Genomic DNA, 22,611 nt, shown 5'->3' with positions numbered 1-22,611 from the left:
GTCGGAGCACTCTTGCTGCTCCGTAACCAATAAAAAAGCCGCTATCGCAACACGATAGCGGCTTTTTAACCGGGTTAAACACCCAACATCACGACTGTTGCGGCAGTGCCTGCGGGTTTAGCTTCAGCTTCTGATAGCTATCCACCCACTCATGATATTTCTCTGCACTTTCCCACAGACGAGTATGCACACGTGCCAACACCACCGGATCGCTAATCAACTGCAAACGCTGTTCGCGGTTCAGTTTTTCAGGCGCATCACTCAATGCCTGATCCACGCGCCGATCGCGCGCATGATCGAGGATTGTACTGTGCAGGTGGCGTGAGGTTGCCATCGCCGTCGCCAGTGCGTTAAAGGCCGGGTTGAACAGCGCGTGCATAAAGCCATTTTTCAACGCCCGCTCACGGTTCAGCTGTAGGTAGTTGTCGGTATCGACCAACTCCTTCGGCGGATCGTACTCTTCCGGGATCAGGAACAGTTGCGCACGTTTACTCTTCAGACCGATGGTGGCACGGCTCGACATGACGGAAACGAACGGTGACAGAATCAGCGAGAAGACAATCGGCGACAACCACCACAGGAAGTTCAGATCCAGCACGCCCATGCCAACTGCCCAGACAATCCCCAGCAGCATTTGCGAACCGTGGCGACGGAACGCTTCACTCCACGGTGTCGCATCATCGTCACGCTGCGGTGAATTCCACACCACTTCCCAGCCGAGAAACGCGCTGACCACAAACACGGTATGGAACAGCATACGCACCGGTGCCAGCAGGACCGAAAACAGCATCTCCAGCAGCAGTGAGAAGAACAGCCGCACCGCCCCACCATAGGGTTTCGCGCCTTTGAACCAAATCAGCACCACGCTGAGCAGTTTCGGCAGGAACAGCAGCACCAGGGTGGTTGAGAAGAGTGCAATCGCCAGATCGGGACGCCACTGCGGCCACACTGGGAACAGCTGACGCGGTTGCAAGAAGTAGGTCGGTTCCATCAGCGTATGTACCACCTGCAATGCGGTGGAAAGTGCCAGGAACATAAACCACAGCGGGGCCGATAAGTATGACATCACGCCCGTCAGGAACACCGCACGGTGTACCGGATGCATCCCTTTTACCAGGAACAGACGGAAGTTCATCAGATTACCATGACACCAGCGACGGTCACGCTTCAGTTCATCCAGCAGGTTGGGCGGCAACTCCTCGTAGGAACCCGGCTGATCGTAGGCAATCCACACGCCCCAACCCGCACGGCGCATCAACGCTGCTTCGACAAAGTCATGCGACAGAATCGAACCGGCAAAAGAGCCTTCACCCGGCAGCGGTGCCAAGGCACAGTGCTCGATAAACGGCTTCACACGAATGATGGCGTTATGGCCCCAATAGTGGGATTCGCCCAACTGCCAGAAGTGCAATCCGGCGGTAAATAGCGGACCATATACGCGGGTCGCAAATTGCTGGCAACGCGCATACAGCGTGTCCATCCCCGACGCTTTCGGCGACGACTGAATAATACCGGCATTCGGGTTGGCTTCCATCATGCGGACCAGACCGGTGAGACATTCACCGCTCATCACGCTGTCAGCGTCCAACACCACCATGTAGCTGTAGTTGCTGCCCCAGCGGCGGCAGAAATCATCAATGTTGCCGCTTTTACGCTTCACACGGCGACGGCGGCGGCGATAGAAAATCTTGCCTGCACCACCCACATCACGCACCAGCTCCATCCAGGCTTTCTGCTCGGCAATGGCGATATCCGCATCGTAGCTGTCACTCAGAATGTAAACGTCAAAGTGTTCCGCATTGCCGGTACGTTTGACCGATTCCCAGGTCGCACGCAAACCGGCGAACACGCGTTCCACGTCTTCGTTACAGATAGGCATGATCAGCGCGGTACGATGCGCCGGATTCAGCGGCTCATCGCCCGTGGTCGAATAAGAGATACTGTACTTGTCACGGCCAATCAGCAATTGCAGGAAGCCCATCAGCGCGGTCCAGAAACCGGCGGACACCCAACAGAACAGGATGGCGAACAGGAACAGAATGCCGGTTTGCAGGATGTACGGCAGAATCAACTCCACCGACTGCAACCAGTTCTGATTGAACAACTCCATGGGGTCGAGCAGCGTCCAGCCCTGGTACGGCAGAATGGTTTTCATGTACCAGGTGGCGACCACGGTCTGGAACAGCGTCAGAATCAGCAGCACATAACGGCGCATCGAACCAACATGACGCCACTTATCTTCCGCATTTTGTTCTTCGACCGTTTTGTACCGTGGCGTTGATTTATGCCCACGCAACGAATCCCAGGCACGCGCCAGCGGGTTGGTACGCCAGGCCTCGGGGAACATCAACGAACGTGTCACCTTTGGCATCGCCTTCAGGGTGGTACGATCAAGATAATCTTTACCGAGTTGCTGACCATCAGCCAGTGAATCTGGCCAGGCCATTTGCACACGGGACGACACCGATTTCAGCGGCACATCATCCGGGCGCTCGCTGGCCGCAACATCGTGCCCCAGCGACGTATGAACAGCGTGGAACGCCTGCGCATTTTGCAGCGATGCGATCAGACGTGCGCGTCCTGCCGCATCGAGCGGCAGGGCTTCCACGTAAGATTGAGGTGTAAAAGTCGAGTTATTCATTGGCAGGTAGCTGATAGCTCCAGGTTTCCGTCAATGTCTTGTCGCCACTAACCAGCGCCGCACGCATTTCCGTCGGCTGCTTGTTGTCTTTCACGCGCAGACGCAGCACCAGACGCCAGCCTTTAGTGACCGGGTTGTAGCGTACGCTTTGCTCCACCACTTCAGCGTTATTACCCACGCTGACCTGCGGCGCGACCTGAGTGTTTTCCGGCAGTTGGCTCATCGCCCGGCCCACGAAGTCGACGGTGAAGGCGATGCTGCCATCCGGCTGACGCACGAGATTTGACTGCTTCACATCCCCGGCGGAACGCAGGGTATCTTTCACCCAGGCAACATCATCGGAATGCAGCAGGTTCTCGTCACGGGTAAAGTGCAGACGATACTGGAAACTCATCTCTTTACCCGGTTCAGCCAGTTTTTCTGGTGTCCAGAAGGCCACGATGTTGTCGTTGGTTTCATCCGCTGTCGGGATTTCCACCAGCTCGACACGCCCTTTGCCCCAGTCACCTAACGGTTCCACCCAGCCACTCGGGCGCAGATCATAGCGATCGTCAAGATCCTGATAACGGCTGAAATCACGACCACGTTGTAGCAAGCCAAAGCCTTTCGGGCTTTCGATGGTAAAGGTGCTGACCGCCAGGTGTTTCGGGTTATTCAGCGGACGCCAAATCCACTCGCCGTTACCGGCATGGATAGACAGGCCGTTGGAGTCATGCAGCTCCTGACGGAAATTGCTCACCGGCGACGGCTGGTTAGCGCCGAACAGGAACATACTGGTCAGCGGCGCGATACCCAGCTTGCCGACCTTGTCACGCAGGTAAATTTTGGATTGTACATCCACGGTCGATTCTTTACCCGGACGCACGATAAAACGGTAGGCACCGGTGGCACGTGGAGAATCCAGCAGTGCATAAATCACCAGCTGCTTGTCCTGCGGTTTTGGCCGCTCGATCCAGAACTCTTTAAAGCGCGGGAACTCTTCGCCCGATGGCAACGCCGTGTCGATAGCCAGACCACGCGCCGACAGACCATAGACCTGACCTGCACCAATTACGCGGAAGTAGCTGGCACCCAGGAAGCTGGTGATTTCATCGTCTTTACCCTTTTCGTTAAGCGGATAAAGTACTTTGAATCCGGCAAAACCCAGGTTTTTCACCGAGTCAGCGTCATGCTTGACGTTGCCGAAGTTGAAATAATCCGGGTTATACTTGATTTCACGGACCGTACTGGCGGTGACTTCGTTGATTTTCACCGGCGTATCGAAGTACATACCCTGGTGATAGAACTCAAGTTTAAACGGCGTACGCAGCTTGCCCCAGTAGGCTTTATCGTGGTTGAACTGGATCTGCTGATAGTCAGCAAATTTCATTTCACGAAACTGAGAGGGTAAATTGCTCTTTGGCGCTTCGAAGCTTTTGCCTGCCATCGCCTGAGCCTGTTTTGCTACATCATCCAGGTTGAACGCCCAGCTATTATTCGCGTACAACGCCAGCAGAACTGCCGCGCCTACCCAGCGCATTTTCTTCAGTCCGGCCATATTTTTTTCTAAAGTCAGCACATCCCCCCCTTTCGCGTGTGCTTAGATCAAACCCGCTTATCTTAAAGGATTATTCTTTTTTCCGACAGCGTATGTAACCGATTGTTCCCCTTATTTGTAAGTGGAAAATGCGCTTTTAGGATAATTAGACGATACAGAATCAGCCTATAGTATACCTCGTTTACAGCCGGTAGAATTTTACTCCGGCATAATCCGGTTTCAGGGCGAAACCGGCCAGGACTCAGACAATTGGATGCTTATGACTGCAGCAAAATCCGAACGCGAATATTTTCTCGATTCGATTCGAGCTTATTTAATGTTATTGGGCGTGCCCTTTCACGTTTCCTTGATTTACTCGACACAAAAGTGGGCAGTAAATAGCCAGGATGCCTCGATGTGGCTGACGGTATTCAATGACTTTATTCATGCTTTCCGCATGCAGGTTTTTTTCGTCATTTCCGGCTATTTTTCCTACATGTTGTACCTGCGCTATAAGCCGCAACGCTGGTTGAAAGTACGTCTGGAGCGTGTGGGTATCCCGCTGCTGACCGCCGTACCGCTGATCACTCTGCCGCAGTTTTTTCTGCTGAAAAATCTCACAGATAAAGTCGGAGATTGGGACAGTTTCTCCCTGTATCAAAAGTACAACGCCGTGGTGTGGGACCTTATCTCCCATCTGTGGTTCCTGGTGGTGCTGGTGATCCTCACCTCGCTGGGCATGATCGCCTTTCGTTGGCTGCGCACCCAGCACCGACAGATTGATTATGCGCAGGTTGGCTGGGGCAAACTGACCCTGGCACTGTTGGCGTGGTCGCTGACGTGGTGTGTTTTCCGCCGCATCATTTTTTATTACCAGCCCGCGTGGTTGATGGATGGTCTGTTCAGCACCGCCGTGATGCAAAGCCTGTTTTTCCTCCCCTTCTTTATGTTGGGCGCCCTGAGCTGGAAACACCAGGCGCTTAAGGCGTTATTTGTGCGTTTTAATCCGCTGATGTGTTTTGGCGCGATTGCGGTGTTTGTGGCATACAGCCTGAACCAGCGCTTCAGCAGCGGTGAAGGCTGGTTGTATGAGATCGACAACGTGATTTCAACCCTGATGGGCCTGTGCATGCTGAACGTCTGTTTTTGCTTCGGGCATAAACTGCTGAACAGCCACTCACCCCGCGTGATGTATCTGGTCAATGCCTCGCTGTTTATTTACCTGGTGCACCATCCACTTACCCTGCTGTACGGCATTTTTATCACCCCGCTGATCAGCAATGATACGTTGGGCTTTTTCGTCGGACTGCTGATGGTGTTTGGGGTGTCATTCACCCTGTATGAAATTCATTTGCGTATTCCACTGCTGCGCTTTCTGTTCTCCGGGAAACCACAGCGTGCATAAACCACGGGCCAGCTAAGCTGGCCCGCTGCTTTCACAACAACCATTCGACCGGCAAATGCCACACCAGGCGCACCATCAGGCGCTGAAACCAGGTACATTGCGGCTCGTGAATATGCACCATCTCACCGGCCTCACCCGGATATTCCACCCAATTCACCCGGCCCCAACCATCAAGCCGCAACGTCCAGGCGCGGTCTCGCATCCCCTGAATAAAGCGTTGATGGGTACGCTGCGCCAGGGTGTCGCTCTCAATCACCAGCCCCATTTCGGTGTTAAGCACCGCTGAACGAGGATCGAAATTAAACGATCCAATAAACACTTTGCGATTATCCACGGTAAAGGTTTTGGCATGCAGACTGGAACCAGAATTCCCGGTTAGCCCGCGATCGTGGGGCGCGTCGCTGGCATTGGCCTGTGGTTTCAGTTCGTATAACGCGATGCCGTGACGGAGCAATTTTTTGCGCCAGCGGGCATAACCCGCGTGCACCACGCTGACGTCATTAGCGGCCAGTGAATTAGTCAGAATCGCGATTTTGACCCCGCGCCGTTTCAACGCCAGTAGCTGTGCCACTCCAGCCCGCGTTGGGACAAAGTAGGCCGAGATAATATCGAACTGCTGCTGTGGCGTACCAATCACCTCCAGCATTCGCTGTGGCAGCAAAGAGGAACGCTTCGCTTTGCCCAGCCCTTTGCGCGGGTCATCGCTTAACAAACGCGTCGCTGCCCAGGTCATATTTAGCGTTCCGTCTGTCATCTGCCCCACAAACGGGGAGTGATCCAGCCGTGCCAGATAACGCTGTACCGCCTCACTATCTTGCCGCGTCTCCGGCATTCGCACGGCCCGATGCTCGCCGCGCACCTCTACCACGCTACGCAACGGCAACACCGCTTTGCTGCGCCAGTAACGCTCAAAATCCTGCGCGACTTCCGGCACCACCGGGCCGATAACCATCACGTCCAGATCGGTGAACAGCGGTTCATTACCGGTGCCGAAGTATTCATCACCAATATTTCGTCCCCCCACCAGGGTGACGGCACCGTCCACCGTCAGGCTTTTGTTATGCATACGGCGATTAAGGCGGGCGAAATCGGTCAGATAGCCCAGCATACGCAAGGTGCGAAACGAGAAAGGATTAAATAATCGCACCGCGATATTGGGATGGCGATCCAGTTCGGCGAGGGTTTCATCGAGGCCGGGCGTGTTGTTGTCATCCAACAGCAGCCGCACCTTAACGCCGCGCTCCGCTGCATCGAGCAACGCGCTGAACAGGAGTCGACCTGACATGTCGTTATGCCAAATATAGTACTGCACATCAATGGTGTTTCGGGCCATGCCCATCAACAGATAACGAGCAGCAAACGCATCCAGCCCATCATTGAGAGGATGGACGCCACTCATCCCAGGATGCCGCGCACAGCGTGCATCCACAATTTCATTAAGCCAGTTTCGCTGATTTTCCTTAGAAAGGCGTGGTACGGCTTCGCTCATACAGGTTCCCTGCAACACATAATCTTCTTATTGTTGGTGGCGGCACAGCGCATCGCAATCAGAGGCTTCCGGTTGCATTGGCTGGCCTGCGCTTAATTTAGTCTAGACTTAGCGGAACGTTCTGCATTCGGCGTTTCCCGTGAGGAGAGGAAAAATGGCGCAACACCCCCTTGATCCCCCGTCCCCGCGCTATCAGCCCCGGCTGTTTCGCAGTTTTTTCCAGGGAAGCTTCCCCTGCTCCACTTCCCGTCGTGCCGGTGGGCGGCGGCTGGATATGGTGATCAGTAGCGGCCATGACATGTTGCTGGAAAAAGATTATGCCGCCCTGGCACAGGAAGGGTTACGCACCGCACGCGACGGTGCGCGTTGGTATCTGATTGAAGCGACGCCGGGTGAATATGACTGGCGATCGTTTCTGCCGATGGTCCACGCGGCGGCGCGACACGATCTGCAAATCATCTGGGAGCTGGCGCATTTTGGCTATCCCGACCATCTCGATATCTGGAGTGGCTCCTTCGTCCAGCATTTTGAACGCTTCGCCGGGGCGATGGCGCAACTGATGCGTGATGAAGGCGTGGAACAACCGTTTTTCACCCCGATTAATCAAATTTCCTTCTGGTCGTGGGCGGGCGCGGATGTCGCCTGGCTCGATCCCTATTCCAGTCAGCGCGGTAAAGAACTGAAGCGCCAGTTGGTGCGCGCCTCACTGGCGGCAATGCATGCGATTCGCGACGTTTATCCGCAAGCGCGTTTTGTGTTGACCGACCCGTTGGTGCAGGTTGCTACCGATCCCGCCAACCCCGACAGCAAACCCTATGCCGACGCGCAACACCAGGCACAGTTCGAAGCCTGGGACTGGCTGGCCGGGCGTGATGCCCCGGAGCTGGGCGGCAGCGAAGATTTCCTTGATATCCTGGGACTCAATTACTACCCGGACAACCACTGGTTTTTCCCTGGCGATCCTTTGCCGCCAGATCATCCGGCGCGCCTGCCACTACACCGCTTGTTATTACAATGCTGGCAACGTTACCAGCGCCCGATGCTACTGGCCGAGACTGGTGCCGAAGGCGATGCCCGTGCATCCTGGTTCCATCAGGTCAGTGAAGAGGCAATGCTGGCGTTGGATGAAGGGGTAGCGCTGGAAGGGATATCGCTTTATCCGGTGGTGGAGTATCCGGCATGGGCCGATGATCGGCGTTCACCCGGTGCGTTATTTGGTTTGGGTGATCCCAACGGAAATCGCACGTTGCATGAGGGTTTAGCGCTGGAGTTGCGCAGTCAGCAAATTAAGTGGCAAAAACGTCAGCAAGGTTAAGATTGTTGCGAATTAGGATGTTTAGGACCGCAGGTTTGTACATCAAGGGATTGATCGGCAGGATGGCGCACATCGGTGAGCCAGGTCATGGTAAACAGGAACACCACACCAATCAGACAGGCAGAAAGCAGGCCAATGATAGCAATCAGTTTGTCATCGCGCGATTCCATCGACATCTCCTTACAGGCTTCCGATACCCGTTGCAGCAAGCCTTAGCTCATCCATAACGTCATCATCAGGACAAAGATTATAAGGGTAACCGAGGTCACTGCAAGTACCACAATGGCAAACTGCGCATCGTCCAGCGGCTGCCGCAGAGGTTCGTCATGATCGTCAGGTGGTGCAGGTGAACTCATGTTAACTCAGCAAAAAAAGGGATCGACCAGCAAGATTACCGCATCGAGTGTAATGGAAAGCGAACAAAATGAAAACGGGGCGCATTTGCGCCCCGCTGATAGGATTAGAAGTCGTAGGTGAGTGAGACTTTGACGGTACGTGGTTCTCCTTGTGTCAGGTAAGTACCACTATCATCGACGTTCGCCCAATACTTTTCGTTGGTGACGTTATCCACTCCAACACGCCATACCATATCGTTTTGGTTGACCTTCATCCGGTAGCGCAGCCCCAGATCCAGCGTGGTGTAATCGTCCATTTTCATGGTATTGGCGAGGTCAGCATACTGTGAACCGGTGTAGTTCAGCAGAGCGGTTGCCGTCAAGCCGTCAACCGGTTTGATATCATATTCAGCGCCCAGTGCCGCCGTGAAACGGGGTACGCCAATCGCGTTTTTACCATTTTCGTTGCTGTCACCGGTTTTGGTCATATCCGGATCGATCCAGGTTGCACTGCCGTTCAGACGCAGCCCCAGGAGCGGTTCTCCAAATACGTTCAGTTCCACACCTCGATTGCGTTGTTCGCCATTCAGTTTGTAGACGCCGTCGTTCAGCACACCAACCGGTTGCTTGATTTCGAACAGCGCCAGCGTACCACCAATACGCCCGTAGTCAGCTTTGACCCCAACTTCGTTCTGTTTGGCATGCACGATACCGGTTACGCTACCGTAGTTAGAGGCAGTGAACGGCGCAGCAGTACCCGGCGTGAGTGACTCTGTATGGTTGGCATACAGAGAAATATTGCTGGTCGCTTTGTACAACAAGCCATATGCCGGTAACCAGCGGCTACTGTCAAAGCGGGTTCCGGTATCTTCCACACCATCGTAACCGTAGTTACGCACCACCACTTTCTGATGACGTGCGCCTAACGTCAGCAACAGCGAATCATCAAAGAAGCCCAGCGTATCACTCAGCAGATACCCCTGCGAACGTGAACGATAGGTGGTCAGCGGATCGCCGAATTTAGTGCCTCCCGCGAAGACAGTATCCGGTTCCGCCACATCATGCGGGTTATAGATGTTGACATCGGCATCGTTACCCGAAGACATGCGATAAGTATTTTTCGCATTCGAGGTCATCGCAGAGTAACCGAAGTTCACTTTGTGCGTCACAAAACCGGTGGAGAAATCACCTCGGATACCTACGCTGCCGCTCATGGTGTCTTGAATACGGTTAGTATCGAAACGGCCGATAGTGGCATTGCCAGAGGTATCCAACACTTTAGGGATACCATAGTTGCCGATTTCGTGCGTGTGCTGTGCACCCAGCGCGCTATAGACAGTCCATTGATCATTAAGGTCGTATTCAGCTTTTGCCAGACCAAATTCGGACTCGATATCACTGAACACCCAGTTCTGGCTGTAGTTGGTGCTATTAGAGGGTACATCTGGAATAAAGTCGATGCCGCTAATATTGATACCGTTACGGGCATCATGGAAGGTTTTCTTCTGATAACCCACATCCAGCGAGGTGCGCAGACGATCGCCACGGTAATCAAGACCCAGAGAAGCCGCGGTGGTGCGTTTCTTTTCACCGTCCACACCCGTCTCGCCTTCACGGTGGACAGCATTCAGGCGCACGCCGAACTGGTTATTATCACCAAAACGACGGCCAATATCTGCGGTGGTGCCTAATTGCGAATCTGAGGTGTAATCCACACCCACACGCGTCAGTGGTGTGTCTTCAGCATGTTTTGGTTCCAGGTTGATCATGCCACCGACACCCGTCTCGGCAGATCCGTTCAGCAGCGCGTTAGCCCCTTTGAAAATTTCCACCCGGTCAATCAGTGAGGCATCCATCACCTGACGCGGCACAATACCTGCGAGGCCACCGTAAGTCATGGCATCACCATCAAGGCGGAAACCACGAATACGATAGCTTTCCGCGAAGTTGCCGTAGCCTTTCACGTTCTGCACGGTGGCATCATTGCGGATCACATCGGCAATGGTTTTTGCCTGCTGATCCTGGATAGCTTTGGAGGTAAAGCCAATCACGTTGAATGGCACATCCATGGCATTCTGTTCGCCCAACATGCCCAGGCGGCCGCCGTGCGCCACCTGACCATCCAGATAGGCTGGCACTAAATCGTTACCGCCAGGTTTGAAATCAGTCTGCGGTGTCGCTGTCACTGTCAGCGTTTGCTGTTCTTTTTTTGCCGCATCTGCGGTGGTGTTGGTGGTAGCAGCCATCACTGGCAAACAACCGGCGCTGACCATTACAGCCAGCAGCGTCGGTTTCAGTCCGGGATTGAAAGGCGTATTGCGCATGGATATCCCCTAATACAAACTTAATTGATAATCATTTTTATTGCGGTTTGCGATTATGCTGAGGACTGCGCTGAATGCAAGAAAAATTCAGGCATTTTCTTAACGAATTCCGGATGGAGGGTTACAAACAACGTGGGTTCACCAGGCATTGAACCGTAGCGGCGCTTTTTATGCAGTGAGTTAAATTCGCGCGATAAATCGCGCCGCTACGGGAATTGTGGCGTTACATCCCTTGCCAGCGGCGAAACACCAGTGACGTATTAATGCCGCCAAAAGCGAAGTTATTTGACTGAATATAATCCGTCGCGAATTGACGTACCTCGCCCATAATGTAATCCAGTTCGCCGCACTCCGCTGCGGGCTGCGTTAGATTCAGCGTCGGTACAAACCAGCCTTCACGCATCATCTCAATGCTCATCCATGCCTCCAGTGCACCACACGCCCCCAGCGTATGACCGAAGTAGCTTTTCAGTGAAGAGATCGGTGTATTGGCGCCGAATACCGCCGCAGTGGCCTGACTTTCGGCGATATCGCCGCGATCGGTGGCAGTGCCATGCGCATTGATGTAGCCAATTTGCTCCGCTGTCACCCCCGCCATTTGCAAGGCGCGTGCGATGCAAATTTGCATGGTTTCACGCTGTGGCTGAGTGATGTGTGCCGCATCACAGTTGGTATAAAAGCCCACCAGCTCCGCATAAATCGTCGCTCCGCGCGCCTGCGCATGCTCCAGTGACTCAAGAATCAGGGTGCCTGCCCCTTCGCCAATCACCAGCCCATCACGCTGCTGGTCGAACGGCGCGGGTGTCAGGTCCGGCCGGTCATTTCGCTGGCTGGTAGCAAACAACGTGTCAAATACCGCCGCTTCCGAAGGACAGAGTTCTTCCGCCCCACCGGCGACCATCACCGTCTGGTAGCCGTGGCGAATCGCTTCCCAGGCATAACCAATCGCCTGGCTGCCTGAAGTACAAGCGCTGGAGGTGGGGATCACGCGGCCACGCAAGCCAAAAAACAATCCGGCGTTGACCGCCGTTGTATGCGGCATCATCTGTACATAGGTCGTGCCGGTAATGTTGTTGGTGTGTTTTTCCGTCAGCATGGTGGCGAATTCACTCACCGGGCCTGTACTGCCGGTCGAGGAGCCGTAGGCGATACCGGTTTCCCCGCTGGTCAGCACCGGATGATCGATCAATCCTGCCTGCTCCAGCGCCAGTTCAGTGGCGCGGGTTGCCAGCAACGACACGCGTCCCATCGCACGGATGCGTTTACGGGTATAGTGATCGGGTAACGCAAAGTCGTCCACCGGCGCACCAAGCAGAGTATGCAGACCAGCATAAACCTGCCATTCCGGCATTTTGCGCACCGCATTTTTTCCCTGTTTCAGACGTTTGGCGACCGCTGCCCAGCTCTCGCCAAACGCCGTGACGCCCCCCATTCCGGTAATAACGACACGCTGCATCACAGCATTCCCCCGTTGATAGAGATCACCTGACGCGTCACATAACCCGCAATATCTGACATCAGATAACTGGCCAGCCCGGCGACCTCATCCGCCTGCCCCATGCGTTTCATCGGGATCAACTTCAGGGCTTCATCGATCACCTGCGGTTCCAGCTCGGTCATACCGGTATCGATCAAGCCCGGAGCGATACAATTAACGGTAATTTTGCGTTTAGCCAGCTCAATCGCCAGTGCCTTGGTGGCACCGATAATGCCCGCTTTGGCGGCGCTGTAGTTCACTTGCCCGCGATTACCCATGATGCCCGACACCGACGATAAGGTGATAATCCGCCCTCCCTGCCGCAGGCCAATCATCGGCATCACGCAAGGCTGGATCACGTTGTAGAAACTGTCGAGATTGGTGTGGATCACGCTGTCCCACTCTTCATCGCTCAACGCCGGAAACGCCGCATCACGGGTAATACCGGCATTGCTCACCACACCATACCAGGCACCAAAGCGGGCGATATCTTGCTCCAGTGCGGCGCGCGTTGCCTCGCGCTGCCCGACATCAAACTGCAAAGTGCGGCCGCTACCGCCCGCTGTGGTGATCCGATCCAGCGTGTGCAGCGCACCTGCGGCGTCACGATGATAATGCACCGTCACATGGAAACCATCCTGCGCCAGCCGCAGAGCAATGGCACGCCCGATTCCTTTACTTGCACCGGTCACTAAAACGCTGCGTGTCATGATTGATGTCCTTGTAATAGCCGTTGTAATTCATCGTCATCAGGTTGATACGTGTTGAGGCGGCCAGTCGCCAGACACTCAGATTGATGGCGAATTTCCCCTTCAAAACTACCAATCCGCTCATCACGCATCAGCAGATGCATCTCCACCTGTAAACGCGCTCCAGCCGGAAAAATGGCTGCAATTGGACGATATCCCCGCCCGCCCAACAACATACCGGGGCGAATCTGGGTTTCACCCTGTTGCCTGGCATGAAAGCCCGACCAAACGCCAACAGTCTGCGCCATAATCTCCACACCAAACCAGGCGGGCAGCGTCCCCTGTGGCGTCAGAAACGGTGCCAGTGCACCCTGCCCGTCAATCGTCACTTCGCAGATGACCTTGTCAGCAGTGACCTGGATAACACGATCCAACAACAGCATCGGTGCACGATGCGGTAAATATTCGCTTACCGGCAGAAAATCAGACATCTACGCGTCCTGTAATCAGGCAAGTATTGTTCCCACCAAAAGCAAAAGAATTGGACGCGATCACCGGACGCGTCAGCGGCACTGGCGCGGTAATCAGCCCACAATCCGCTAAGGAAGGGTCGCGCTCTGCGCCGGAAAAATCCTGCGGGGGCAGCGGTAAATGTTGCTCCAGTAACAACAACGACAACGCGGCTTCAGTGGCACCTGCCGCGCCCAGCGTATGCCCGGTGAGATGCTTGGTGGAGCTACAGGGCACGCGATTACCAAACAGACGCTGTACCACGGCCGCTTCCACCTGATCGTTAAGCGGCGTCGCGGTGCCGTGCAAATTGATATAACCGACCTGCTCTGGCGACAAACTCGCCTGCTGCAACGCCATCGTCATCGCCCGTTCTGCCCCCTCACCTTCCGGGTGCGGTGCTGACATATGCCAGGCATCCGACGACTCCCCTGCGCCCAACAACGCCAGCGGGTGAGGCTCGCGCGTCAACAGCAACAACGCCGCCGCTTCACCAATTGAGATCCCGTCACGATCGCGGCTAAATGGCGCACAATGCCGCTCAGATAACGACTCCAGGCTGGCAAAGCCGTTAATCGGCATTCGGCTGAGCGAATCCGCCCCGCCCACTAACGCCACATCCACCAACCCGGCGGCAATCAGACGCTCGCCGCTGATAATGGCGCGCGCACTGGAGGAACAGGCTGTCGATATTGTATAAGCCGGGCCATCCAGTTGCAGGTAATGCGCCAGAAAGCGTGAGGGATCGCCCAACTCCTGCATCCGGTAGTCATAACCGGTTAATCCTGCGCTGACCTGACGGTCACCCTCATCCACTCCCGAGGTGCTGGTGCCAAGGATCACCGCTACGCGATCGCGGCCATATTGCGCCACAGCCCTCTCCACCGCCGGACGAATCTGCGCCAGTACGGCCAGCAACAATTGATTATTGCGGGTGTTGTGCGCCGCCAGTGCGCCGGGAATCGGCGGCAATTCTCCCTCGACCTCTCCCACCCAGCAGTGTTTGCCCGCCAGCAGCCAGCCGTCACGCGGCTGCATACCCGGTGCTATGCCTTGTTGCAGTTGGGTGGCAATCTGCGCCAGACTGGTGCCGAGCGCGTTAACCATGCCGTAAGCCGAGATGTAGATCATGATGCGTCCAGGTGTTGAATCTGAATCTGGTAGCCAAAAGCACGCTGTTCAATGTTGATCGGATCACGTTGCGTGCCACGTTGCATATAACGGATTAACGTCACCACCGCGCCGGATGGATCGCGCAGCTCACGGCGATCGCCAATATCCTGCAATTGCCAGCCTTGAGGTAATTGTGGCTGCCAGGCGCTAATCGGCCAGTGACTCAGCATAATATCGGCCAGTACCTGGCTGGCGGGCGGCATTTCCGGCAGGGCCATCATCTGCTGCGTGTGGATACCGCTGGCGTCGTAAGTGACGCTGAACAGACGAATGCCCAGCGACGATAACCCGGCAAGGTTGATGTGTTGTCCATCCGCCGCCAACAGCACCAACAGCGATTGCGTTTTCCCCCTGGCATGACCGGTTAACAGCTGTTGCTGTTGAAACGCCGGTGAGATGCCCGGCGCAGGCAATGTCACGCGTACCCCAGGTTTAAGCCAGGCCGTTGGCCGGTTGGTTGGTGTCGTTTGCTGCGCACAACCCCCCAGCAGCAATGTGAGCAACAGCAGAATCAGACCTTTATTCATTATGGCTTCCTTTTCCTCGCTGCCAGCGCCAACGGTGCCAGCAAAAATGCGCAGAAGATGCCGCTGCACAGCACCGTACCAAAGCTGCTGATGGCGCTGGTGCTGCTAAACACCAACATCCCCAACGTCAGCAAGGTGGTCATCATCGCCAGCGTTACCGCCAGCATTGAAGTCAGCGGTGTGCCGCGTGGGTTACTGAAAAACAGCGTGTAATTGATGCCGATCCCCAGCACCAGGATTAGCGCCAGCAAGGCAAAGAGATTGAGGCTGGCCCCGATCCAGCCCAACGTTGCCAACGCCGCCGCCAGCGATAACCAGGAGGGCAACGCACTGCGTAGCCCGGTTTTCAGCCCGAGACGCAGCAGATAACTCAGGGTAATGAACAACAATGCCAGCAGCAGCAAACCACTCAGCAGCAAACGCCAGAAAGCAAACAGCTGGTCATAGCTGGCTTTGCGATCAGCCCAACTGACGCCAGACTGTTGTGTCGCCAGTTGTCGCAGCGCCGGGCTGTTACGCACGCCACTGACCGGCACCAGCACGCTGCTACGACCATCCGGCAGCGACAGCCATAACAAGCGCCAACCCTCACTGAGCGGACTTGCCAGCCAACTTTCTGGCGTCACCGTCATCGCACGGAGATCGGCCTGCGCCAGCGTGACGCCCGCCTGTTGCAGACGTGCCGCAATCGCCGGTGCCGCCTGGTGCAGCAGCGTCACATCCTGTTGCTGCTGTGCCAGTGAGCTGAGCGGTAACAGGCGATAACCCATCAACCACCCTTGCTGCTGCGCCTGGTGCAGCGCGGGGGCCAGCGCACTCAGTCGTTGTAGCGTTTGCTCTGGGTTATTCCCCCACACCACAAACCAGGTTTGATCGGCCTGCTGTCCGGTCAGCTGCGCCAGTTGGCGATCCTGGGCCAGCAGGTGCTGTGGTGCGCTTTGCAAATGCGCGATATCGTCATCCACCCGCAGTTGCAGGATGCCCAACAGCGCATAGACCGCCACCAGCACCGGCAGCCCCCACGTCAACCACCGCTGACGTCGCCAGGCAGCCAGCCAGCGTACCAACCACACCATGCCTGGGATCGGGCGTACCGGCAGGCCCCGTACCAGCCACGGGTAAAAGCAGATCACCGTCAGGCAGGAGGCACTCAGGCCACTGGCGGCAAATACCGCCAACTGGCGCAGGCCGGGAAACGGTGCCAGTAGCATCAGCAACCAGGCAATCGCGGTGGTGGCAAGCGCCAGTAACAAAGTGGCGCGCACTTTATGCAAACTTTGCCAGGGTGACGCCTCATCGCCGTGTACCATGCGCTCGGTCAGGTAGTACAGGGTGTAATCCGCCGAAATGCCGACAATGCTAAGACTCATCACCAGCGTGGTAAGATGCAACTCGCCAAAGCACAGCAAGGTCGCTACCGTTCCGGCCAGCGCGCCAATCGCTACCGACAGGGCGCACAACGCCAGCGGGCGCAGCGAGCGGAACACCAGCCCAATCAACAGCAACAAGCCCGCGAGCGTAGCGCTACCGAGCGTTTCCACATCATGCTGCGCGCGCTGGCTGGCATCATCGCTAAATAACACCGTGCCACGGGTTAAGATCTGCGCGTCTGGCCAGCGGGTTTTCAGTTGGTGCTCCAGCTGATTGATCGCCGTCACCAACTGATGACTTTGACGGATGCTGAAGGCATTGCTGGCCAGCTCGCCATGCAGGAAATACCACCGCCGCTGCTGTACATCGTTCACCGTCAACCAGCCATTATGCAGCACCATTTTGCTGGCGTTTTGCTGTAAGGCCAGCTGCGCCCCACGCACCAGCAAGAGCGGATCATGTTGTAGTTCCTGACTGCTGACACCGGCAAAGGCGGAAAACAATTGCGCCAAAATCCAGTTTGCCTGCCCCACTCCGCCGTTTTGCAGGCGGGTACGCGTGTTGTTGTCAATCAAACCATTACGGTGCTGCCAGGCGAAACTTCCCCAGTGCTGCATTTGTTGCTCGTCCATCTCGCCGCTGACCTGTTTCAACATCGGCAGCCTCTGAAGATGCGCTTGCCACCAGGCCGCTGCGGCAGCGCCATCAGAAGTGTTGGTGCTCACCAACCACACCAACTGCCGATCCAGACGCTGCATAAATGCCTGCTGGATTTCCGCCGGTGCCTCGCCAAGATTTTGCTGCGGCAGCAACGCCAGAACGCTGCTATTGAGCTGGCTGCGTGGCAACAGGAACGCCAGAGCGATAGCTAACGCCAGACAGAGCGCCAGCCACAGTAGCGCCAGCGTTTTTTCACGGTGCCGGGGCAAAATATGCACGCTCATCATCGGTCAGATGGCCGGGTTCGGTTCGGGTATCGCTCAGGGTAATCTCGGTTTTATCACCCTGCCGATCATCCAGTTGGATGTGGTTAAGAAACGCAGCCCCCTGTAAATCGATACGGGTAAAAATTTTGTTCAACGGTGCCGCTTGCGGAATCAGCCCCAGTTGCCAGTTACCGTTGCCTTGATCCTTAAAATCGAGGGTGAAATTTTCCCGTAGCACCTTCTCATTCGCCTGAAACAGCGCGCGCAGTAAATGATTAAACTGGAACATTTGCGGATTGCTGTCAGCGGTGATCACCTGCGGTGGCTGGCCGTTGAGACGTTGTACCATGCGCTGATCATCGAGGATCAGCGTCATGGGAAACGGAGTATTCTGTTGCCACCACAGTCCCTGTTGCTGCGCGATCAGCAATTGCCCGCGCGACACCAGCGGTTGTGTCATCCCGGTTATGGTGCGCACCTGCACGAAATTTGCGCGGATCACCGGCTGGCTGGCAAAGCGTTGCTGCAACTGTTCGAGGGTCACGGCATGAGCGGCCACGCCCCACAACAGCAGCAAGGTCAGCAAAAATCGTTTCACAGTGACACTCCCAGACGTTCAAACAAAATGGCGGGCGAGATAAAACACATCTCCTGAGTAGCCTGATCCACCGCGACCTGAATGGTGTGCGCTTTGGTGGTCAGTTGTCCGTCGGCATTGTGTATGTTGTAATTAATTCGCAAACGGTTTTCATATTCCACAATGGTCGCACTCACCCGGATACGTTCTTCGCAGCGGATCGGCAGACGATATTTCACGCGCGTATCCACCACCGGCCAGATGTATCCGCTGGCGGCCATCTCATGGTAGCTGTAGTTCACGTTGCGCAGCAGTGCCTCACGCGCCGCCTCGAAGAAGCGGAAATAGTGACCATGCCACACCACCCCCATGGGATCGCAGTCATTAAACGACACCACCCTCTCCACCTCGGCACGGTGGTTCTGCTCACTCATCGTTGTTCTCCTCGGTGGGTAAGGTCCAGAAATCGTAAAAATTAAACCAGTCCAGCGGTGCCAGCAGCGCGTGATGTTGCAACCGCTGGGCATAGCGATCCACCGCCTGTTGTAACGCCTGCTGACGCGTGGCACGCGGCAGCACCAGCGGTGAAGCAAAGTTTTCACAATGCAGGCGCAAGCGGCCGTGTTGGCGCAAAGCAAACATCAACAACACCGGACAAGCTAATGCCGCCGTCAGCAAAAATGGCCCTTGGGGAAAAGGTGCAGCCTGGCCGAGAAATTCACTCCAGATCACGCGCCGCTCGCCGCCACGCTGCGGCTGCACTGCGGTTCGATCGCCAACAATCGCTACCCATTCCCCTGCTTCAAGTTTTTGTTGCAGCAGGATCGCCGTGTCCGGACCCATATTGGTGACCGGCAGCAGATTGACGCCAGCCTGCGGCGCAATGCTTTCCAGCACCTCGCGAAAGCGCTGGGCATTTGCCGTAAACACCAGCGCATTGATCACCAGACCGCTTACCTGCTTTGCCAGCGCACGACAGGCTTCAATATCGCCGAGATGTGAGACAAGGATCAGATGACCTCTGCCCTCCGCCGCGCGGATCACGCCTTCCGCGCCTGGCGCAAAATCGATGTCCCGTCCCCATTGCAAATCACCGCGCCAGCTCGCCACTTTATCCAGCATGCTGTAACCGAAACGCAGAAAATGCCGGTAGCTGCCGATCGGCAGCGGCAATGGATGATGGCATTGTTGTGCGTAGCGCTGAATACGTTCCAGCCACTGCTGTGACGCCGCGCGTGCACGGCGTCCACTGAGCCAGTACACCGCGACCACCGGCCACAGCAGCAAGACAAAGGGTCGCCGCCCGGCACGCTGGTACAGCCACAACATAAAGCGCAGCCCCCATTGCCCACGCCGCTCCGGCGTTGCCGCCCAGTGACGCTCAGCGCCACGCTGTCGCAGCAATTGTGGGATACGCAGTAACATGCCGCAGAACAACCGGGTGTGCATCCAGGAGATGCGCAGATTGTCGCGCAGTGCATCGAAGTGGGAAACGCCACTGGCAGGATAGGTCACACGTGTCGCCAGAAAGCGACTCAGCGTACCCTGCCAGTAGAGACGCACCATGATTTCGGTGTCGAAATCCATGCGCTGTCCGAGTGGCTGCCGCTGACAGAGCGCCAACGTGGGTGCCAATGGATAGACGCGGAAACCGCACATGCTGTCTTTAAGCGATAACGACAGCGTTTCAATCCATACCCAAAAATGGGTGATATAGCGGCCATATAAGCGTGATTTTGGGATTGACGCGTCGTATACCGGCTGACCGGAAATCAGGCTGTGTGGATAGCGCCGCGCCTCCTCCAGCATCTGTGGTACATCTTCCACCTGATGCTGACCGTCAGCATCCAATTGCAACGCATGGCTGTAGCCTGCGGCAGCGGCGATGCGCATCCCGGCGATAACCGCCGCGCCCTTGCCCTGATTTTCGGGGAGTCGATGCACCTGCAGATCCGGCGCGCTGAGGGCGTCAATCTGCTGTCGGGTGGCGGCATCGCTGCCATCGTCAACAATGATGATCGGTAAATTGAACGGTGCGAGCCGTTGTAGCACCGACGCCAGCATCGCACCGTGGTTATAGCAAGGGATCAGCACGCAGGGAGAAAATGACCGGTTCAGCACAGACGAATCTTCCCACTGCTGGCGACCGGCTGGGCGCTGTCGGACAGTAACCGATATTGAAAGCTGAGCAGGGATTTCTCCGCCTGCCAGTTTAGCTGGAGTTCAAGTACGGTATTCGGCGGCACCGCCTGTTGGAATTTGATGTTATCAATGCCCGCGAAAGCTTTACCCGGTGTCAGACGTGTCAGTGCGTAATACAAAACCCAGTCAAGTTGTGCGACTCCGGGTAAAATGGGCAGCGTCGGAAAATGCCCGCGAAACCACATCAGGTCTTCAGCCACATGCAGGCGCAGGGTCAGCTGCGTCTCCTGTTGCTGAGCATCAAGTTCAATCGGCAACATGGAATAGCTCCTCAATTTGCGGCCAGGCGCGCTTACTTTGCGCAGTCATCGGGATGGTCTGCACCACACGCCAGTAACGCGGCATCGCCACCGATTCGAGCCAGGGTTGCAGCGCCTGTTTCCATTGTTGTTTACGCTGCGCCAGCGTTGAGGCACTGGGGGGGTGCGTCATCGCCAACACCACGCCAATCGTCTGACGCCCATGACGCTGAATCACCAGCGCCACAGCATCATCCACGCCCGGTAACGCCCGCACACGGCGTTCGATCTCGCTCAGGGAAACGCGTTTATCTTCGATCTTCACAATCCGATCCAGGCGACCCGCCAGCTGAAAGCGCCCCTCCGTCTGCGGCATAATGCGATCATCCAGCAACCAGCCCGCCTCGGTTTCCAGCAGAGGTGAAAAAACGCGCCAGCGTGCGTCATCCTGCTGGCAAAGTTGTACCGACGGGAAGCATTGCCACGGTGTCTGCTGTGCGGTGAGATGGCGCCAGGCGATGACGCCGGTTTCGGTACTACCGTAGATCTCATCCACTGTGCAGCCCAACACCTGCTGAGCCTGCTGCACGTCATCCCAGGGCAATACTCCACCGGCGGAAATCATTACCTCACAACGCGGCAGGTTGAGCGTTGGATCCAAACGGCGCAAAAAAGCCGGGCTGCTGATAAACGCATAACGCCGCCTTGCCGTTTGGTGAGCCAGTTGCTCGCTATATAGCAGCTGCTGGGCCGCAAAAGGCATACCCAGCGCCATCGGCAGCACTACGCGAAAGCTCAGACCGTACAGATGCTGATGACTGACAGAGGCGATCACATGGCAATCTCGCAGGCCTTCACCCCAGCGCATTGCCAGCCATTGCGCTTCCAGCTCCAGTGCCCTTACCGATTTCACCACGCGGCGCGGGGTGCCCGTCGAGCCGGAGGTAAACAGCACCACCGCAGCATCAGGAGCGATAGTCAGCAGCGATCCTTCCGCCTGGTCGCCATCCCATTGCAGCAGCGGTAGCGTCGTCACCAGCGGCATATCGCTGATCACCCCGTCCAGGCTGGCAGCCTTCTCCTCCAGGAGCGCCGCGCGGCAATGACCCGGGATCACCGGCGTTCTGCCCAGATGCCACACTGCCAACAGCGCGACGGTAAAGGAGTAGCTGTTATCAAAACACAACGCCCAATGTTGCCCCGGCAGCGCCTGGAGCCGTGCGCACAACGCGATCACCTGTTGGCGCATGGTGTGTAAGCGGTATTGCTGCTGCCCCTGCCAGGCCACCACGCGATCTTCCGCGCTGAGCCAGCTATTAATGGCCTGAACGTTCATACCTGCCTCCTGATGCGCTGACGCAGCAACCATTCACCGCCCATCAGCATCCCCATCAGCAGATAGCTGATGCAGCCATTCCACAGCGTCCAGAGCCTGAGATCGGCCAGCAGACAGGTGATTAACGCCACGCTGCCATTCAACACAAAAAAACCGCACCACACCTCGGTGACGCGTCGGGTATAGCGCACCGCACGCGGCGGCAGTTGTGGCTCCCGCCAACGCGCGATGCGCTCCACCAGCGGCATACCGCGCCATAAAGAGCTGCCAAACAGCAGCAACATCAATAGGTTGACCACCAGCGGATACCACAACAACAGGTGCTGCGCACGCAATGTCAGGCTGGCGAGACACAGCAGACTGCCCATCAGCGCCAGCAATAATCCACTGCGCGCCATGACCCCTGATGCGTGGCGCAGGCTCCAGCCACGCAGTGCAAACAGCAGCGCCAGTAGTAGCAACAGCACGCGCCATTGCGGATGTGCCAATGCCAGCCACACCAGCATGGGCCACGCGAGCAACGCGACGCCATTCAACCAACGCAGTACCGCTCGCATCG

20 protein-coding genes are annotated in these 22,611 nt (G+C 56.3%); 2 read left to right on the top strand and 18 right to left on the bottom strand.

The genetic code is table 11. The annotated features are described in order from the left end of the window. Positions 1-88: 88 nt before the first annotated feature. Both mdoH and AC6I8W_RS08205 read right to left on the bottom strand, forming a co-directional pair. Entirely contained in the window at positions 89-2,641 is a 2,553-nt protein-coding gene (gene mdoH / locus AC6I8W_RS08210; RefSeq protein ID WP_497837729.1) for a glucans biosynthesis glucosyltransferase MdoH, read from the bottom strand. Further along, positions 2,634-4,169 carry a glucan biosynthesis protein G gene (locus AC6I8W_RS08205; protein WP_497838130.1) on the bottom strand — a complete coding sequence of 512 codons (1,536 nt, stop codon included), beginning with the start codon at positions 4,167-4,169 and terminating at the stop codon, positions 2,634-2,636. The genes mdoH and AC6I8W_RS08205 overlap by 8 nt, the downstream gene beginning before the upstream one ends. A 268-nt stretch (positions 4,170-4,437) precedes the next feature. Here AC6I8W_RS08205 and mdoC point away from each other — a divergent pair, with 268 nt between their 5' ends. Continuing rightward, positions 4,438-5,562, top strand: coding sequence for a glucans biosynthesis protein MdoC (mdoC, locus tag AC6I8W_RS08200; RefSeq protein WP_497837728.1), 1,125 nt, complete (start codon positions 4,438-4,440; stop codon positions 5,560-5,562). A gap of 31 nt (positions 5,563-5,593) precedes the next feature. Here mdoC and AC6I8W_RS08195 read toward each other — a convergent pair whose 3' ends face one another. Further along, a complete protein-coding gene (locus AC6I8W_RS08195; protein ID WP_497837727.1) occupies positions 5,594-7,051 on the bottom strand; it encodes a phospholipase D-like domain-containing protein in 1,458 nt (485 codons plus the stop codon). A gap of 154 nt (positions 7,052-7,205) precedes the next feature. Here AC6I8W_RS08195 and AC6I8W_RS08190 point away from each other — a divergent pair, with 154 nt between their 5' ends. Then, the gene (locus AC6I8W_RS08190) at positions 7,206-8,366 is read left to right on the top strand and encodes a beta-glucosidase (protein WP_497837726.1); all 1,161 of its coding nucleotides are present in this window, start codon (positions 7,206-7,208) and stop codon (positions 8,364-8,366) included. Here AC6I8W_RS08190 and AC6I8W_RS08185 read toward each other — a convergent pair. From AC6I8W_RS08185 to AC6I8W_RS08115, 15 genes are all read right to left on the bottom strand, one after another. Next, positions 8,363-8,536 (bottom strand): hypothetical protein, encoded by a 174-nt coding sequence (locus tag AC6I8W_RS08185; RefSeq protein ID WP_013508613.1) that lies wholly within the window; start codon positions 8,534-8,536, stop codon positions 8,363-8,365. The genes AC6I8W_RS08190 and AC6I8W_RS08185 overlap by 4 nt on opposite strands. Positions 8,537-8,578: 42 nt before the next feature. Then, positions 8,579-8,722, bottom strand: a complete 144-nt coding sequence (locus AC6I8W_RS08180) for a hypothetical protein (RefSeq protein WP_013508612.1) — start codon at positions 8,720-8,722, stop codon at positions 8,579-8,581. A gap of 104 nt (positions 8,723-8,826) precedes the next feature. Next, positions 8,827-11,025 carry a TonB-dependent receptor gene (locus tag AC6I8W_RS08175; RefSeq protein ID WP_497837725.1) on the bottom strand — a complete coding sequence of 733 codons (2,199 nt, stop codon included), beginning with the start codon at positions 11,023-11,025 and terminating at the stop codon, positions 8,827-8,829. 223 nt (positions 11,026-11,248) lie between these two features. Continuing rightward, complete coding sequence (locus tag AC6I8W_RS08170; RefSeq protein WP_497837724.1) at positions 11,249-12,481, bottom strand: beta-ketoacyl-ACP synthase; 1,233 nt, start codon at positions 12,479-12,481, stop codon at positions 11,249-11,251. Next, on the bottom strand, positions 12,481-13,212 hold the full coding sequence (locus AC6I8W_RS08165; protein ID WP_497837723.1) for a 3-ketoacyl-ACP reductase FabG2: 732 nt from the start codon (positions 13,210-13,212) through the stop codon (positions 12,481-12,483). The genes AC6I8W_RS08170 and AC6I8W_RS08165 overlap by 1 nt, the downstream gene beginning before the upstream one ends. Beyond that, complete coding sequence (locus AC6I8W_RS08160) at positions 13,209-13,682, bottom strand: hotdog family protein (protein ID WP_497837722.1); 474 nt, start codon at positions 13,680-13,682, stop codon at positions 13,209-13,211. The genes AC6I8W_RS08165 and AC6I8W_RS08160 overlap by 4 nt, the downstream gene beginning before the upstream one ends. Continuing rightward, complete coding sequence (locus AC6I8W_RS08155) at positions 13,675-14,832, bottom strand: beta-ketoacyl-[acyl-carrier-protein] synthase family protein (protein WP_497837721.1); 1,158 nt, start codon at positions 14,830-14,832, stop codon at positions 13,675-13,677. The genes AC6I8W_RS08160 and AC6I8W_RS08155 overlap by 8 nt, the downstream gene beginning before the upstream one ends. Next, positions 14,829-15,401, bottom strand: a complete 573-nt coding sequence (locus tag AC6I8W_RS08150) for a DUF3261 domain-containing protein (RefSeq protein WP_497837720.1) — start codon at positions 15,399-15,401, stop codon at positions 14,829-14,831. Before AC6I8W_RS08150 ends, AC6I8W_RS08155 begins: the two co-directional genes overlap by 4 nt. Next, complete coding sequence (locus AC6I8W_RS08145; RefSeq protein WP_497837719.1) at positions 15,401-17,719, bottom strand: MMPL family transporter; 2,319 nt, start codon at positions 17,717-17,719, stop codon at positions 15,401-15,403. The genes AC6I8W_RS08150 and AC6I8W_RS08145 overlap by 1 nt, the downstream gene beginning before the upstream one ends. Beyond that, on the bottom strand, positions 17,685-18,296 hold the full coding sequence (locus AC6I8W_RS08140) for an outer membrane lipoprotein carrier protein LolA (protein WP_497837718.1): 612 nt from the start codon (positions 18,294-18,296) through the stop codon (positions 17,685-17,687). Before AC6I8W_RS08140 ends, AC6I8W_RS08145 begins: the two co-directional genes overlap by 35 nt. Then, the gene (locus AC6I8W_RS08135; RefSeq protein ID WP_497837717.1) at positions 18,293-18,709 is read right to left on the bottom strand and encodes an acyl-CoA thioesterase; all 417 of its coding nucleotides are present in this window, start codon (positions 18,707-18,709) and stop codon (positions 18,293-18,295) included. Before AC6I8W_RS08135 ends, AC6I8W_RS08140 begins: the two co-directional genes overlap by 4 nt. Then, the gene (locus AC6I8W_RS08130; RefSeq protein WP_497837716.1) at positions 18,702-20,396 is read right to left on the bottom strand and encodes a glycosyltransferase family 2 protein; all 1,695 of its coding nucleotides are present in this window, start codon (positions 20,394-20,396) and stop codon (positions 18,702-18,704) included. The genes AC6I8W_RS08135 and AC6I8W_RS08130 overlap by 8 nt, the downstream gene beginning before the upstream one ends. Then, positions 20,390-20,737, bottom strand: a complete 348-nt coding sequence (locus AC6I8W_RS08125) for a 3-hydroxyacyl-ACP dehydratase FabZ family protein (RefSeq protein ID WP_497837715.1) — start codon at positions 20,735-20,737, stop codon at positions 20,390-20,392. The genes AC6I8W_RS08130 and AC6I8W_RS08125 overlap by 7 nt, the downstream gene beginning before the upstream one ends. Next, positions 20,724-22,052, bottom strand: a complete 1,329-nt coding sequence (locus AC6I8W_RS08120) for an AMP-binding protein (RefSeq protein ID WP_497837714.1) — start codon at positions 22,050-22,052, stop codon at positions 20,724-20,726. The genes AC6I8W_RS08125 and AC6I8W_RS08120 overlap by 14 nt, the downstream gene beginning before the upstream one ends. Beyond that, positions 22,049-22,609, bottom strand: a complete 561-nt coding sequence (locus AC6I8W_RS08115; RefSeq protein WP_497837713.1) for a COG4648 family protein — start codon at positions 22,607-22,609, stop codon at positions 22,049-22,051. Before AC6I8W_RS08115 ends, AC6I8W_RS08120 begins: the two co-directional genes overlap by 4 nt. Between the last annotated feature and the right edge of the window lie 2 nt (positions 22,610-22,611).

Source organism: Pantoea sp. X-Soil-TKNS-1211 (assembly GCF_059730495.1).
This window is presented reverse-complemented; position numbering and strand designations above follow the sequence as displayed.